Source organism: Sphingomonas sp. CFBP9019 (assembly GCF_034045155.1).
GTDB classification, from domain to species: Bacteria; Pseudomonadota; Alphaproteobacteria; order Sphingomonadales; family Sphingomonadaceae; genus Sphingomonas; species Sphingomonas aerolata.
Map to the genome: position 1 here is coordinate 552,686 of NZ_JAXCWK010000004.1, position 12,911 is coordinate 565,596.

At 70.2% G+C, this 12,911-nt stretch carries 10 protein-coding genes; 7 read left to right on the top strand and 3 right to left on the bottom strand.

The features are described 5' to 3' along the window. The first annotated feature begins 50 nt into the window (after positions 1-50). The 3 genes from SOM18_RS14330 (at position 51) to SOM18_RS14340 (ending at position 7,598) form a co-directional block, all read left to right on the top strand. Entirely contained in the window at positions 51-2,096 is a 2,046-nt protein-coding gene (locus SOM18_RS14330; RefSeq protein WP_320481854.1) for an acetyl/propionyl/methylcrotonyl-CoA carboxylase subunit alpha, read from the top strand. 391 nt (positions 2,097-2,487) lie between these two features. After that, positions 2,488-4,887 (top strand): DUF3772 domain-containing protein, encoded by a 2,400-nt coding sequence (locus SOM18_RS14335; protein WP_320481855.1) that lies wholly within the window; start codon positions 2,488-2,490, stop codon positions 4,885-4,887. A 65-nt stretch (positions 4,888-4,952) separates the two neighbouring features. After that, a complete protein-coding gene (locus tag SOM18_RS14340; RefSeq protein ID WP_320481856.1) occupies positions 4,953-7,598 on the top strand; it encodes a TonB-dependent receptor in 2,646 nt (881 codons plus the stop codon). 23 nt (positions 7,599-7,621) lie between these two features. On the opposite strand, the gene SOM18_RS14345 is transcribed toward SOM18_RS14340, so the two are convergent. Further along, positions 7,622-9,163, bottom strand: a complete 1,542-nt coding sequence (locus tag SOM18_RS14345; RefSeq protein ID WP_031440928.1) for an ABC transporter permease/substrate-binding protein — start codon at positions 9,161-9,163, stop codon at positions 7,622-7,624. Beyond that, on the bottom strand, positions 9,160-9,921 hold the full coding sequence (locus SOM18_RS14350; protein ID WP_031440927.1) for an ATP-binding cassette domain-containing protein: 762 nt from the start codon (positions 9,919-9,921) through the stop codon (positions 9,160-9,162). Before SOM18_RS14350 ends, SOM18_RS14345 begins: the two co-directional genes overlap by 4 nt. 53 nt (positions 9,922-9,974) lie before the next feature. Between SOM18_RS14350 and SOM18_RS14355 the strand changes: the two genes are divergently transcribed. Then, positions 9,975-10,760 (top strand): SDR family oxidoreductase, encoded by a 786-nt coding sequence (locus tag SOM18_RS14355; RefSeq protein WP_031440926.1) that lies wholly within the window; start codon positions 9,975-9,977, stop codon positions 10,758-10,760. A 120-nt stretch (positions 10,761-10,880) separates the two neighbouring features. Here the strand turns inward: SOM18_RS14355 and SOM18_RS14360 are convergent, their stop codons facing one another. Then, on the bottom strand, positions 10,881-11,177 hold the full coding sequence (locus tag SOM18_RS14360) for a 4a-hydroxytetrahydrobiopterin dehydratase (RefSeq protein ID WP_031394518.1): 297 nt from the start codon (positions 11,175-11,177) through the stop codon (positions 10,881-10,883). A 47-nt stretch (positions 11,178-11,224) separates the two neighbouring features. Here SOM18_RS14360 and SOM18_RS14365 point away from each other — a divergent pair, with 47 nt between their 5' ends. From SOM18_RS14365 to SOM18_RS14375, 3 genes are read left to right on the top strand one after another with little or no spacing between them, the layout of a single operon-like run. Next, entirely contained in the window at positions 11,225-11,647 is a 423-nt protein-coding gene (locus tag SOM18_RS14365) for a metallopeptidase family protein (RefSeq protein WP_234387565.1), read from the top strand. Next, positions 11,644-12,228, top strand: coding sequence for a heme ABC exporter ATP-binding protein CcmA (gene ccmA / locus SOM18_RS14370; protein WP_320481857.1), 585 nt, complete (start codon positions 11,644-11,646; stop codon positions 12,226-12,228). The genes SOM18_RS14365 and ccmA overlap by 4 nt, the downstream gene beginning before the upstream one ends. Continuing rightward, on the top strand, positions 12,228-12,869 hold the full coding sequence (locus tag SOM18_RS14375; RefSeq protein WP_320481858.1) for a heme exporter protein CcmB: 642 nt from the start codon (positions 12,228-12,230) through the stop codon (positions 12,867-12,869). Before ccmA ends, SOM18_RS14375 begins: the two co-directional genes overlap by 1 nt. The last annotated feature ends 42 nt before the right edge of the window (positions 12,870-12,911 follow it).

The window sequence follows — 12,911 nt, forward strand, 5'->3', positions numbered from 1 at the left end:
CGTCCGCACCCGGCGCCAAGCCGGGGAGACGGCACAGTTTAGGGCGAGAGATGTTCAAGAAAATCCTGGTCGCCAATCGCGGCGAGATCGCATGCCGCGTGATGCGCACCGCCAAGGCGATGGGGATCAAGACCGTCGCGGTCTATTCCGACGCCGATGTGCGCAGCCCGCACGTGCTGATGGCGGACGAGAGCGTGCGGCTGGGACCAGCGCCCGCGGCGGAGAGCTATCTCAAGGCCGAGCTGATCCTGCTGGCGGCGAAGGAGACGGGCGCGGACTGTATCCATCCGGGTTACGGCTTCCTGTCCGAGCGCGAGAGCTTCGCGCGGGCGTGTGCCGAGGCGGGGATCGCGTTCGTCGGGCCGCCGCCCGCTGCGATCGCGGCGATGGGCGACAAGATCGAATCGAAGAAGCTCGCCAAGGCGGCGGGCGTCAACGTCGTGCCGGGCTATCTGGGCGAGATCGCGGACACCGACGAGGCGGTGCGGATCGCGGGCGACATCGGCTATCCGGTGATGATGAAGGCGTCGGCGGGCGGCGGCGGCAAGGGCATGCGGCTGGCGTACAGCGAGCAGGACGTCCGCGAGGGCTTCGAGGCGACCAAGCGCGAGGGGCTGGCGTCGTTCGGCGACGACCGCGTGTTCATCGAGAAGTTCATCGAAAGCCCGCGGCATATCGAGATCCAGCTGATCGGCGACCAGCATGGCAACATCGTCTATCTCAACGAGCGCGAATGCTCGATCCAGCGGCGGCACCAGAAGGTCGTCGAGGAAGCCCCGTCGCCGTTCGTGACGCCGAAGATGCGCAAAGCCATGGGCGAGCAGGCGGTCGCGCTGGCGCGGGCGGTCGGCTATTATTCGGCCGGGACGGTCGAGCTGATCGTGTCGGGCGCGGATACGAGCGGCGAGGGGTTCTACTTCCTCGAGATGAACACGCGGCTCCAGGTCGAGCATCCGGTGACCGAGGAGATTACCGGGCTCGATCTGGTCGAGCTGATGATCCGGGTCGCGGCGGGCGAGCCGCTGGGGTTCGCGCAGGACGAGGTGAAGCTGAACGGCTGGTCGATCGAGAACCGGGTCTATGCGGAGGATCCGTATCGCGGGTTCCTGCCGAGCATCGGGCGGCTGGTGCGGTATAATCCGCCTCTCCCGTTCGCCCTGAGCGAGGGTGCTTCGACTTCGCTCAGCACGAACGGGGGAGGGGATGTGGATTCCGCCGAACCCCGCGTCCGTGTCGACGATGGCGTGCGCGAGGGGGGCGAGGTCAGCATGTTCTATGACCCGATGATCGCCAAGTTGATCACCTGGGCGCCGACGCGCGAGGGGGCGGTCGCGGCGCAGATCGCGGCGCTCGACGCGTTCGAGCTCGAGGGGCCGGGGAACAACATCGATTTCCTGTCGGCGATCATGCAGCATCCGCGCTTCCAGTCGGGGGCGCTGACGACCGGGTTCATCGCCGAGGAATATCCCGACGGGTTCCACGGCGCGCCCGCGGATGCGGCGTTGCTGACGACGCTGGCCGCGGTTGCCGCCTTTGCCGCGACGGCAGAAGCCGACCGCGCGCGGCGGATCGACGGGCAGCTCGGGCGGCGGTTGCGGCCGCCTGCGGACTGGGTGGTGACGATCGGCGGGACCGATCACCGCGTGCGCGTGTCGACCGACGGGATTTCGGTCGATGGCGAAGCGCTCGACCTGTCGCTCGAATATACGCCGGGGGACCGGATGGTGATGGTCGAGGGCGACGAGCATCTGACGATCCGGATCGCGAAGGCGCGTGCCGGGTTCAGGCTGACGACGCGCGGCGCGAGCCATGTCGCGCGCGTGCTGCCCGCGCGGGTCGCGCCCTATACCGCGCACCTGATCGAGAAGGTCGCGCCCGATCTGTCGAAATTCCTGATCTGCCCGATGCCGGGGCTGCTGGTGCGGCTCGATGTCGCGGCGGGGGACCGGGTCGAGGCGGGGCAGGCGCTCGCGGTGGTCGAGGCGATGAAGATGGAGAATATCCTGCGCGCGGAGAAGACCGGCGTGGTGAAGTCGGTGTCGGCGGCGGCGGGCGACAGCCTGGCGGTGGATCAGGTGATCCTGGAGCTGGAATAGGCGTTGCGGTTTTCGTGAGGGTGGGCCTTGTGTCCCCGCGAAGGCGGGGACCCAGGCTGGGCTCCCGCCTTCGCGGGAGAACAAGGGCTCCACCACCCCGGCGGAGGCCGGGGTCCAGTTGGGGGAGGTGGCTAGGCTAGCGCTGCGCGTCGTTACTCGAGCCTTCCCATCTGGGCCCCGGCCTTCGCCGGGGTGGGGTGGGGTTACCGAATCTTACGCCACCCCGGCGGAGGCCGGGGCCCAATTGGGGGACGCGGCTGGGCTGATGCTGCGCGTCGTTACTCGAGCCTTCCCATCTGGGCCCCGGCCTTCGCCGGGGTGGTGTGTAGGGAGGGCGGGCCATGGCGGCGGGCTCTCCCGTTTTTGGCTGTGACGCTGTAGAGCCGGGCGGATGATCGTTTTGCGCTATTTCGCCGCGTTGCTGCTGCTCGTGTCCGCTGTGCCTGCCCTGGCGCAGGACGAGGCGAAAGTGGCCTCGGTGGCGGCGGGGCTGACGCGGGCGTCGGCGGAGTTGCAGGCGGTCGACGATGCGGCGGTCGAGGCGCGTGATGATGCGGCGCGGCAGGCGTTGCGGACGCGGGCGGAGGCGGTGCAGGCGACCGCGGCGGAGGCGGTGCGGGTGCTGACGCCCGAAATGGCGCTGGTCCAGGCGCGGGTGACCGAGCTGGGCGCGGCGACGCCGGGGGTGGTCGAGGCGCCCGAGATCCGCCAGCAGCGCCGATTGCTCGCGCAGAGCCAGTCGGCGATCGATTCGGCGATCAAGCGCGCGCGGCTGATCGGGGTCGAGGCCAAGCAGCAGATCGACGATATCGGTGCGGCCGAGGCGGAGGAGCTGGGCCAGCAATTGTCCGAGCGCAGCGCGTCGCCGCTGTCGCCGACGCTGTGGACCGCGATCATCGATCACCTGCCGCGCGACACGGCGCGGCTGAACCGGTTCGCGGCGACCGGCGCGCGCCAGTTCGTCCAGCGGTTCGACATGCAGGCGGCGATGATCGCGCTGACCGGGCTGCTCGCCGCACTGGTGCTGCTCGTGCCGGTGCGCGGTGCGCTCCACCGGCTGGGGCGCGGCTATGCGACCGATCATGCGCCGGGCGGGCGGATCCGGCGGTCCGCCTATGCGCTGTGGCTGGTGGTGATCGGCACGATGTTGCCCGGATTCGCCGCGCTGGCGTTCGTCCAGTCGCTGCGCTGGTCCGCCCTGCTGTCGCCCGCGTTCGACCAGATCGCGACGCGTTTTGTCGGATTGTCGTTCTTTGCGGCCTTCCTGTCGGCGTTGGGCGGCGCGTTGCTGCTGCGCGCGCAGCCGAGCTGGCGGCTGTTGCCGATCGGCGACAGCGCGGCGCAGACGCTGCGCCCCTTCACCTGGGCAGCGGCGGGGTTGGTGTTCTTCGGCCAGCTGCTGATCACCGCCAACGCGCTGGTCGGCGCGAGTGCGGCGGCGTCGACCGCGGCGAACGCGCTGATCGCGCTGCTCCACCTGGCGCTGATCGCCGGCGTGCTGGTCGCGCTCGGGCGGCTGAGGGCGGCGGCCCAGCCCGATCCCGAGAAGCCCGCCCGCAACAGCCTGCTCGCGATCGTCGCGCTGGTCGTGTGGCTGGCGGTGCTGGTCGCGTTCGTCGCGACGCTGACCGGATACGTCAATTTCGCGCTGAAGACCGCGCAGTGGATGGTGTGGGGGGCGATCGTCGGCGCGACGCTGTACCTGATGATGACCTTCACCGACGACGCCTGCCGCGCCGCGCTGTCGAGCAGCAACCGGATCGGGCGCAGCGCGAACAGCGGCTTCGGCGTCGGCAACCGGACGGTCGACCAGATCGGCGTCCTGCTGTCGGCGGTGCTGCGGCTGATGCTGATCATGCTGGCGTTCGGCGCGGTGATGGCGCCGTTCGGGGCGGGCGTGACGTCGGTGTTCGAGCTGTTCGGGACGCTTGCGGGCGGGATCACGGTCGGCGAGATCACGATATCGCCTGGCGCGGTGCTGCGGTCGATCGCGGTGCTGTTCGTAGCGCTGGCGATCATGCGCGGGCTGCAGCACTGGCTGGTCAACAGCTATCTGCCGACGACCGCGATGGATGCGGGTGCGCAGAATTCGGTGACGATGGTCGCGCGCTATGCGGGGATCATCGCCGCGGTGCTGTGGGCGCTCGCCGCGCTTGGCATCGGGATGGAGAAGCTCGCGGTGGTGCTCGGCGCGCTGTCGGTGGGCATCGGCTTCGGCCTGCAGGCGATCACGCAGAATTTCGTGTCGGGGCTGATCCTGCTCGCCGAGCGGCCGGTCAAGATCGGCGACTGGGTGCGGATCGGCAACCAGGAGGGCGACGTCAAGCGGATCAACGTCCGGTCGACCGAGATCCAGGTCGCCGACCGATCGACGCTGATCGTCCCCAATTCGGAGCTGATCACCAAGACGATCCAGAACATGACGCTGGCCGCGCCGATCGGGCGGATCCAGCTGCAATTCTCGGTGCCGATCGAGAGCGATCTCGACGCGGTGCGGACGATGCTGTTCACCGCCTTTGCCGACCAGAGCGAGGTGCTCGACGATCCCGAGGTGAAGGTGTTCATCGATTCGGTCGATGGTGGCCGCGCGAAGCTCAACTGCTTCGCCTATGTCGCGAGCCCGCGCGATGCCTATCCGGTGCGCAGCGCGCTGCTGTTCACGCTGTTGCGCCAGTTCCGCGAGGCGGGGATCGATCTTGGCGCGACGACGACGCGGATGGAGCTGATCGGGACGCCGCCCGCCGTCGGGGCCGCCGGAATCATGGCCGGACCGACCGACGCGGCGCGGTGAAGCGGCATAATCCTGCGACAATTGGCCCCTAGGTGCCGGGGTCAGGTCGATGGGATATCAGGGTTATGCGTACACTGGGTTTGATGCTGGCGGTGAGCCTGCCGGCGATGGCGGCGGCGCAACAGGCGCCTGCGCCGGTGCCGGCGACAGAGGGCGCGCAGACGGACGGCGCTGCAGCCGAGCCGGAGGATAGCGTCGAGGGCGAGGAGATCGTCGTCACCGGATCGCGCAAGCTGCCCGGATCGGTGGTCGGCGACATTCCGCCCGATCAGACCTTGGGGCAGGCGGACATCCGCTCCTACGGCGTCAGCTCGGTGTCCGACCTGCTCGCCGAACTCAGCCCGCAGACGACGAGCGGGCGCGGCAGCGGGGGTGCGCCGGTGGTGCTGCTCAACGGGCGGCGCATCTCGAGCTTTTCCGAAATCCGCGACATCCCGACCGAGGCGATCCAGCGCGTCGAGATCCTGCCCGAGGAGGTCGCGCTGAAATATGGCTATCGCGCGGATCAGAAGGTCGTGAACTTCGTGCTGCGCCGCCGCTTTCGCGCGGTGACCGCGGAGGCGATCGACCGGATGCCGACCGAGGGGGGGACGAACACGCCGCAGGCCAAGCTCGACCTGCTGACGATCGCGCGCGACCGGCGGGTCAACCTGCATGCCGAATATGCGACGAGTTCGGCGCTGACCGAGGCGGAGCGCGACATCGTGCCGATCGCGGGGGGCAACGGCAGCGGGGCGGTGGGAGCGGGCGGCACGGTCGTCGATCCGACGCCGTTCCGCACGCTGCAGGGCCAGACGAGTACCTTCACCGCGAACAGCGTCTATGCGCGCAACATCTTCGGCAATGTCGGCGCGACGATCAACGGACGGCTCGAATCGACCGACAGCCGCAGCCTGAACGGCCTGCCCGTCGCGGCGCTGACGCTGGCGGACGGGAGCGTGATCAACCGTGCGCTCGACGATCCGGGCTTCCTGCCGCTGGCGCAGCGCGCGTCGTCGATCGCGGCGCATCTGGGCACAACGCTGAACGGCGATGTCGGCACGTGGCGCTGGACGGTGACGGGCAATTACGATCGCAGCGATACGCAGACCTTCACCGACACCGGCGTCGATGCGAGTGCGTTCAATGCGCGGCTGGCGGCGGGCGATCCGACCGCGGTGCCGCTGGGTGCGCTGACTGCGGCGGATATCGGCGCGGCGGCGGGCAACCGCGCCTATGCGACGCAGAGCATCGGCGGGATCGACGCGGTCGCCAATGGCCGGCTGTTCGCGCTGCCCGCGGGCGACGTGTCGACGACGCTGAAGCTGGGGGCGGAGACCGCCGATTTCGACAGCCGGTCGGATCGCGGCGGGTTCGCGCAGCGCGGGCAGGTGGCGCGCGACACGGTCAACGGCCAGGTCAATGTCGACCTGCCGATCGCGAGCCGGTCTAAGGGGGTGCTGCCGTTCCTCGGCACGCTGTCGGCGAACTTCAACCTGGCGCAGGATCATTTGTCGGATTTCGGCACGCTGACCACGCTTGGTTACGGTGCGAACTGGGCGCCGATCCCGGCGGTGCGGCTGATCGCGTCGGTGACCGACACCGACCAGGCGCCGACCGCGCAGCAGCTGGGCAATCCGTCGATCACGACGCCCAATGTCCGCGTGTTCGATTATGTCCAGGGCACGACCGCGACCGTCACCACGATCAGCGGCGGCAATCCCGGGCTGAGCGCGGACAATAACCGCGTGACCAAGCTGGGGCTGACGGTGAAGCCCTGGGCGGGGCGCGAGGTCACGCTGACCGCCAATTATGTCGACAGCCGGACCGACAATCCGATCGCCGCCTTCCCGGCCGCGACCGCGGCGATCGAGGCGGCATTTCCCGACCGGTTCGTCCGCGATGCGACGGGCGCACTGTTGCAGGTCGACCGGCGGCCGATCAACTTCGCGCGCAGCGAACGCTCCGAACTGCGCTGGGGGATCAATTTCTCCGCGCCGCTGAAGTCGAAGATCCAGCGCGAGCTTGAGGCGTTTCGCGCGGGGACGGGGCCCAATCCGTTTGCCGGGATGCAGCCGCCGGGCGGCGGGCGGCCGCGGGGTGAAGGCGGGCGGGGTGAAGGACCGCGGGGCGAAGGACCGCGGGGCGAAGGCGCCGGGCCGGGTGAGGGACGCGGCGGCGGTGGCCCGGGCGGTCCGGGCGGCGGGGGCGGCGGCTTCGGGCGTCGCGGGCGCGGGCAGGGCGGCGGGCGCGTCCAGTTCGCGCTGTATCACACCTGGCGCTTTACCGACCGCGTGCTGGTGGCGGAGGGCGGGCCGAGCCTGAACCTGCTCGACGGCGATGCGATCGGTAATAATGGCGGGTCGGCGCGGCACAGCCTCGAGGCGCAGGCGGGGTATAGCAACAATGGGCTCGGCGCGCGGCTGTCGGCGAATTACGCGGAGGGCACGCGGGTCGATGGCGGGACCGCGGCGGCGCCCGAGACGCTCAATTTCGGCGGGCTGGCGACCGCAAACGTGCGGCTGTTCGCGGATCTGGGGCAGCGGCTCGAATGGGTGAAGGCGCGGCCGTGGCTGCGCGGGATGCGCGTCACGCTGTCGGTCGACAATGTGTTTAACACGCGGCAGCGGGTGACGGATGCGAGCGGGGCGGTGCCGAATACCTATCAGCCGGATTATCTGGATCCGCTGGGGCGGACGGTGCGGTTGAGCGTGCGGAAGCTGTTTTTCTGAGGCCGTCAGGATGACGGGTGGGGTTACAGGCCAATCCTGGTCGCGAGCCAGCGGGCGGCGGCTTCGGGGGTCTGTTTGTCGGTGTCGCGGTCGACCTGGTAGTTGGCGGTGCGCATCGCCTCGACCGGGATGCGGCCAACAAGCGGGCGGAGCGCGGCGGTGAAGCGCGCGTCGTTCGCACGCGCGGGGGCGACCATCAGGATCGCGTCATAGCCCGGGATCGCGTGGCGCGGGTCGGTGAGCACGGTCAGCTTGTCCGCGGCGATCCGGCCGTCCGAGGAAAAGGCGGAGATGACGTCCGCCTTGCCGCTCTGCAGTGCGCGGTACATGAAGGTCGGGCTGTACGGCGTGGTGCGTGCGAAGCGGAGCGGATAGGCGCGTTTCACCGCCGCCCATTCGGGGCGTTCGAGGAATTCTAGGTCGCTGCCGAGCGTCAGGCCGGGCGCGGCCTTCACCAGATCGTCGAGGCTCGCGATGCGCTGGCGGCGCGCCACGTCCGCCTTCATCGCAAAGGCATACGCATTCTCGAACCCGAGCGTGCCGACCAGGCCGACGCCGTGCGTGCTCTTTGCCCAAGCGCCGATATCGGCGACCATCTTCGTGCGCTCGGGCACGTCGCTGCGCTTCATCTCGTTGGCCCAGATCGTGCCGGCATAATCGACATAGACGTCGATATCGCCGCCTGCGAGCGCACCGAAGACGAGCGCCGAGCCCAGGCCGTCGCGATAGGTGACGGTGTAGCCCGCGCGCGTCAGCCGGTCGCCGATCAGCCGCGCGAGGATATATTGCTCGGAGAAGTTCTTCGCGCCGACGACGACCGTCCGGTCGCCGCCGCCGCCGCGGGGCCAGAGCGGCGCGGTGGCGAGCGCGGTCCCTGCGACCAGCAGCGCGGCGCTCGCGATCCACAGCCAGCGACGGCGTGCGCGGATGCCCTGTTCGATCCCGCCGATCAGTGCGTCGACCGCGAGCGCGAGCGCCGCTGCGCTGACGCAGCCGGCAAGCACCAGCGCCCAGTTCTGCGTCTGGAGCCCGGCGAAGATCAGGTCGCCCAGACTTGGCTGGCCGACCGTGGTCGACAGCGTCGCCGCGCCGATCGTCCAGACCGCGGCGGTGCGGATGCCGGCGACGACGACGGGGGCGGCGAGCGGGGCCTCGACGAGGCGGAGCTTCTGCGCGGGCGTCATGCCGACCGCGTCGGCGGCCTGCGACACCGCGGGGTCGAGCCCCTGCAGCCCCGCGACCGCGTTGCGCAGGATCGGCAGCAGCGCATAGAGCGTTAGCGCGATCAGCGAGGGGAGGAAGCCCAAGGCCGGGATCCCGCCGCCGACCAGCGCGGACAGGCTGAGCAGCAGCGGATAGAAGAGCGCGAGCAGCGCGAGGCTGGGGACCGTCTGGACGAGGCTGGCGAAACCGAGCGCGACGCGCGCGACCGCGGCGTTGCGCGCGGACCAGATCGCGAGCGGCAGGCTGATCGCGATGCCGAGCAGGAGCGCCGCCGCGGACAGCAGGACGTGACTGGCGAGCAGCGGCGGCACGCGGGTCAGCGCGTCGAGGAACGCGCTCATGCGACGAGCGCCCGGAGGCGGTCGGCCTGCGCGCGCGGGACCTGGACCAAAGCCTGGGCGTCGTCGCCGCCCTCACCCGCTACGAGGGCTGCGGGGGTCGCATCGGCGACGATCTGCCCGGCCTTCATGACGAGCACGCGGTCGGCGAGCAGCAGCGCCTCCGCCATGTCGTGCGTGACGAGGATGGTGGTGAGGCCCAGCCGGTCGTGCAGCTCGCGGATGCGCGTGCCGAGCGCGTCGCGGGTGACGGGATCGAGCGCGCCGAACGCCTCGTCGAGGAGCAGCAGCTTTGCCCCCGGCGCGAGCGCGCGGGCGATGCCGACGCGTTGGCGCTGGCCACCCGACAGCGCGTCGGGCAGACGTCCGGCGATGCCGCGCGGCAGGTCGACGAGATCGAGCAGCGCGCCGACATCCGCCTCGTCGCCGCGGCCGGCGATGCGCAGCCCGATCGCGATGTTCTCGGCGATCGTCATGTGCGGGAACAGGCCGATATTCTGGAAGACATAGCCGACCCGGCGGCGCAGCGCGGGCGCGGGGCCGTACGTGACGTCGGTGCCGTCGAGCAGGACGCGGCCGTCGCTCGGCTCGACGAGGCGGTTGATCGTCTTGAGGAGGGTCGACTTGCCCGATCCCGACGTGCCGACGAGCGCGACGAAGCTGCCGCCCGCGATCTCGAGCGAGACCGCATCGACCGCGATCGTCGCGCCGTAAGCCCTGGTGACGCGTTCGAAAGCGAGCGCTGGAGATTGATCTGGCATCTGGGCGCAGGATGCGGGAAACATACCGCAAAATCAAACGGAGAGGATCGGCCATGAGCCAGCAGAGCATATTCATCACCGGCGGCGGATCGGGGATCGGCCGCGCGACCGCTTTGCTGTTCGCGCGCAAGGGCTGGCGGATCGGGCTGGCCGACGTCAGCGCCGCGGGGCTGGCGGAGACCGCGGCGCTGCTGCCCGAGGGGGCGTCGACCTATGTGATGGACGTACGCGACCGCGACGCGTGGGTGGCGTCGCTCGATGCGTTCACGGCCGTGACGGGCGGGCGGCTCGACGTGCTGTTCAACAATGCCGGAATCGGCTCTGGCGGGCCGCTCGCGACGACCGACTTCGCCGAGATCGACCGGGTGGTCGGGGTCAACCTGGTCGGCGTGCTGAACGGCGCGAAGATCGGTCATGGCTATCTGAAGCGGACGCCGGGATCGTGCCTGCTCAACACCGCATCTGCGTCGGCAATCTATGGCTCGTCGGGGCTGGCGCCCTATTCGGCGACCAAGTTCGGGGTGCGCGCGATCACCGAGGCGCTCGACGGCGAATGGGCGGGCGACGGGATCAAGGTGCGCGCGATCGTGCCGAGCTTCATCGACACGCCGCTGCTGAACACGACCGCGGGGGGATCGAACCGGTCAATCCGCGAGACGGTGACGGGCGCGGGGCTCGAGCTGACCGGGGTCGAGGCGGTCGCCGACGCGGCCTGGGCTGCGGTGCACGGCAACGCGGTCCACACCTATGTCGGCAAGACCGCGCACCGCATGGCGTTCGCCGCGCGCTGGATGCCGGGGTCGCTGCGCAAGCGGATGCGGCGGAGTGTGAAGCGGTAGGGGGGCTTCCGTCATTCCGGGCTTGAGCCGGGACCCAGAGTCACGGGCGTTGCCGTTTGGGGCTCTGGGTCCTGACTTTCGTCAGGATGACGGGGGGGGGGCAGGATGACGACTCGGCGGTCAGGAGTCGCCGACGATGGCGTCGATCGCTTCGGCCATTTCGATGTCGCGGGGGGAGAGGCCGCCGGCGTCGTGGGTGGTGAGCAGGATCTCGACGCGGTTCCAGACATTCTTCCATTCGGGATGATGGTTGGCGCGCTCGGCGATCAGTGCGACCTGAGTCATGAAGCCGAATGCCTCGACGAAATCGGCGAACACGATCGTCCGCGTGATCGCGTCGCGGCCATCGTCATAATCCCACTCGTCGAGTCCATCGAGCGCCTCGGCCCGCTCGGTCTCGTTCAGTGCCTCGATCATTCGCGTACCCTTGCAGCTATGGATCGCCAACGCGTATGGCTGGAGCCATGAGCGGGCAAGCGACAATCCATGGTGATACGCAGGGGCTCGCGCCCGATGCGGCTGCGATCGAGGCGATCGGGCGCGCGACGATCGCGCGGCTGCCCGCCGAATTTCGCGTGCATCTGGGCGACGTGGTCTTCGCCATCGAGGAATTCGCCGACGAGGAGACGCTGGCAGAGCTCGGCATCGAGCATCCGCTCGACCTGTCGGGGGTGTATCAGGGGCGGCCGCTGGGCGAGAAATCGTCGATGGATAGTGGCGCGATGCCCGACCGTATCACCTTGTACAGGCGGGCGATCCTCGAGGAATGGATCGAGACGGGGGTGCGGCTCGACGATCTGGTCGCGCATGTCACGATCCACGAGATCGGGCATCATTTCGGGCTGAGCGACGACGACATGCATGCGCTGGAAGACGCCGCGGCGTGAGCCTGGCGTTTCGCCGTGTCGCCTGCGACCGCGGCGGACGGCGGCTGTTCGACGACGTGTCGTTCGAGCTGGCGGCGGGTGAGGCGGCGGTCGTCGCGGGGCCGAACGGCGTCGGCAAATCGAGCCTGATCCGGATAGCCGCGGGGCTGTTGCCGCCCGCCGAGGGCGAGGTGACCGCGACCGGGCGCATCGCGCTGCTCGCCGAGGCGGCGGCGCTGGATGCGGAGCGCACGGTAAGCGAGGGGCTCGCATTCTGGGCGGCGCTCGACGGCGCGGATAGTGCGGCGGTGGCGCAGGCGCTCGATGCCGTCGGGCTCGCGGCGCTGGCGGTGGTGCCGGTGCGGATGCTGTCGACCGGGCAGCGGCGGCGGGTGGCGATGGCGCGCGTGGTCGCGTCGGGCGCGCCGATCTGGCTGCTCGACGAGCCGGGCAACGGGCTCGATGCGGCGTCGGTCGCGCGGCTCGAGGCGCTGATCGCGCGGCACCGGGACGCGGGCGGGATCGTCCTTGCCGCGACGCATCTGCCGCTCGCGATCCCGGGGGCGCAGACGATCAATCTGGCGGGTGAGGAGGCGGCGTGATGCTGGCGCTGACCTTGCGCGACGTGCGGCGCGGCTATGCGGGGGGCGGGGCGGCGCTGGTCGTCGCGTTCTTCCTGCTGGTCGCGGTGCTGTTTCCGTTCGCGATCGGGCCCGATGCGGCGGTGCTCGCGCGGGTCGGGGGCGGGGTGATCTGGGCGGCGGCGTTGCTCGCGGCCTTGCTGCCGGTCGAGCGGCTGGTGGGGCCCGATCTGGAGAGCGGGGTGCTCGACCAGTTGCGGGTGCGCGGGGTGTCGCTGGCTCTGGTCGCGGCGGCGAAGATCGTCGCGCACTGGGTGGCGTTCGCGCCGCCGCTGATGCTGGCGGCGGTGATCGCGGCGGGGTTGCTCGATCTGTCGGGGGCGACCTTGGTGCGGGTCGAGATCGGGCTGGCGATCGGGACGCCGGGGCTCGCCGCGCTTGCGGTCGCGACGGGGGCGCTGGTCGCCGGGTTGCGCGGCGGGAGCGCGGTGGCGGGGCTGGTGATGCTGCCGCTCGCGGTGCCGTTGCTGATCTTTGGCGCGGGGGCGCTCGATCCGGTCGGCGGGGCGGGGGCGTTCAAGCTGCTCGGCGCGGTGAGCCTCGTGCTGGTGGCGGGGGCGCCGTTCGTGGCGGGGGCGGCGATGCGGGCGGGGATGGAGTAGGTTGGGGTTGGGGCAGGTGTTGGGGCTGGTGCTTCGACTTCG

Excerpts from the sequence above, each read along its gene's own strand:
- SOM18_RS14345 (WP_031440928.1), bottom strand. The coding sequence starts at position 9,163 with ATGAGCGCGTTCCTCGACGCGCTGACCCGCGTGCCGCCGCTGCTCGCC.
- SOM18_RS14365 (WP_234387565.1), top strand. The coding sequence starts at position 11,225 with ATGAGCGGGCAAGCGACAATCCATGGTGATACGCAGGGGCTCGCGCCC.
- SOM18_RS14355 (WP_031440926.1), top strand. The coding sequence starts at position 9,975 with ATGAGCCAGCAGAGCATATTCATCACCGGCGGCGGATCGGGGATCGGC.
- SOM18_RS14375 (WP_320481858.1), top strand. The coding sequence starts at position 12,228 with ATGCTGGCGCTGACCTTGCGCGACGTGCGGCGCGGCTATGCGGGGGGC.
- SOM18_RS14360 (WP_031394518.1), bottom strand. The coding sequence starts at position 11,177 with ATGATCGAGGCACTGAACGAGACCGAGCGGGCCGAGGCGCTCGATGGA.
- SOM18_RS14350 (WP_031440927.1), bottom strand. The coding sequence starts at position 9,921 with ATGCCAGATCAATCTCCAGCGCTCGCTTTCGAACGCGTCACCAGGGCT.
- SOM18_RS14340 (WP_320481856.1), top strand. The coding sequence starts at position 4,953 with ATGCGTACACTGGGTTTGATGCTGGCGGTGAGCCTGCCGGCGATGGCG.
- SOM18_RS14335 (WP_320481855.1), top strand. The coding sequence starts at position 2,488 with ATGATCGTTTTGCGCTATTTCGCCGCGTTGCTGCTGCTCGTGTCCGCT.
- SOM18_RS14330 (WP_320481854.1), top strand. The coding sequence starts at position 51 with ATGTTCAAGAAAATCCTGGTCGCCAATCGCGGCGAGATCGCATGCCGC.